This is a genomic window from Vibrio sp. 03_296 (assembly GCF_002265885.1).
Genome location: NZ_NPKW01001065.1, coordinates 1 through 1,000, shown reverse-complemented (window position 1 = coordinate 1,000; position 1,000 = coordinate 1). Strand labels below are relative to the sequence as shown.

Sequence of the window (1,000 nt, the reverse complement as noted above, 5' to 3'; positions counted from 1 at the left end):
GGTGCTCTTATAGCCCATGTAATCTCAGACCAAAATGACAGAAACGTAATTCAGGGTGAAACTCAGGATTTCATCCTCGGTGAAAATATTAAAAAGGAATACGAACTTAAAGAAAAGTTAAACAACATGTTTTTCTTTTCTGTTTAGAAAAAGAACTTGTTGGCCTCCTCAAGAAAAACTATCAGATTTCGAAAATGAACACACATTTTGATGAGCTAATTTTAGATGGAGATATACGAGGTTATATTTCAGATATAGCRAAACAGCCGCTCTAGGGGAAAAAAAATTGATCGTGAAAATTCATTGATACAGTGTATGGATATGAACTACCTGAAAAGCCAGACTATGAAGAGTTAAAATTGAGGTTTTTCATAGAGGATTTTGCTAGAGATGACTCTATCATTCGAGCTTTATCGAATTACAATTTTCAGCTCAATGGAAAAGAGCAAAGCATAGTCAAGCTAGAAGAACAAAGCGAAGCTGTAGCAATCCTACAATTAGTTATTACATAGACGAGTGCTTAGTCTGCGATCACCCTATTGATGCGGTAGCTAAATTAGCTCAGAAAAATAAACAATTTGATCAAACATCCAAGACGATGGATGAAAAAGAAAAAGGAGATTGCAGAGAAAATTATCAAAAACTTATCTCAGCCTGACTCGTTTAATATCAAAGATCGAGTTAGAACTGCTATAAAGAAATCTGACAAGTCTTTCATTGAGGATTTAATTACTGAATTCAACAACTATAAATCAGTCTATTGGCAACTACTCAAGCATGACTTTATCACAGCTTCAACAAATCACATGCTGCAAGAAGATAATGAAGCCTATCAAGCCTTACTCAAGAATAAACCCACATTTGGAAGTGAAGATATATTATTCATCGAACAATTTCTAAATGAGTCCCTTGAGCGTGAAATTTCACTAGAGCGCGATGCTAATAATAACATCAGACTTATGCTTGGTGGGAAAGATTTTCTAAACAAAAATCGACAAGA

At 34.5% G+C, this 1,000-nt stretch carries 1 protein-coding gene; it reads left to right on the top strand.

Annotated elements, in window-relative coordinates; all coding sequences use genetic code 11:
- Positions 1 to 602: 602 nt before the first annotated feature.
- Positions 603 to 1,000, top strand: a 398-nt coding sequence (locus CIK04_RS29840) for a hypothetical protein (protein WP_325206015.1), incomplete at its 3' end; no start/stop codon positions are given.